The sequence below is a fragment of the Haloferax sp. S2CR25 genome (assembly GCF_031624535.1).
Taxonomy (GTDB): domain Archaea; phylum Halobacteriota; class Halobacteria; order Halobacteriales; family Haloferacaceae; genus Haloferax; species Haloferax massiliensis.
Window position 1 is genome coordinate 1 of the sequence record NZ_JAMQOO010000037.1, and the last position, 726, is coordinate 726.

Annotated in this window: 1 protein-coding gene; it reads left to right on the plus strand. The window is 54.5% G+C overall.

Annotated elements, in window-relative coordinates:
* Positions 1-59: 59 nt before the first annotated feature.
* Positions 60-726, plus strand: a 667-nt coding sequence (locus NDI65_RS22170; RefSeq protein WP_310894445.1) for an IS6 family transposase, incomplete at its 3' end; no start/stop codon positions are given.

Below are 726 nucleotides of genomic sequence, written 5' to 3' on the forward strand. Positions count from 1 at the left end.
GGCACTGTCTAGTTAAGCCAGTTTGAGGAACGAGCAGGTCGTTGAGTTAGTTGGTCAAGATGCTCGCAGACCTGCTCAGCGAGTGCTTTGCGACGGATTTAGAAGAAACTTGGGAGCGTGAGCGGACGGCAACGCCCGTCAGGGCGTTCGCCGTCCAGCTCCACGCGACCGGTTGTTCACTTAGAGAGACAAAAGAAATTCTTCGATTACTCGGCGTTGAACGCTCCCACCAAGCGGTTTGGCAATGGGTACATCGGCTGGCCGACAGCGGTCACAACCCGCCTGAGGCGAAGCCGAAGCGGGTTGCGGTCGACGAGACCGCTGTCAAAATCAATGGTGAGTGGTCTTGGCTGTACGCTGCAATAGACACCGAGACAAAGCTGATTCTTGACGTCGAATTGTTTGGACGACATGGTACCGACCCGGCTGCTGCGTTTCTCCATCGACTTTCCGAGAAACACGATCTCTCAGACGCTGTGTTTCTCGTTGATGGCTACGGCTATCAGACTGCCCTCTCTCGATTAGGATTGAGCGGTCGGCTGGACTACGTCGAGCGAAACCTCATCGAAAAATGGTTTCACACCCTCAAAATGCGAGTCGACCGCTTCCATAATTCGTGGGTGGGCAGTCACGGAAGCGTCCGCGAGTGGTTCATACAATTTGTGCAATACTACAACTTTCAAAGACCGCATCAAGCGCTCGACGGACGAACACCGGTCGAGGAGG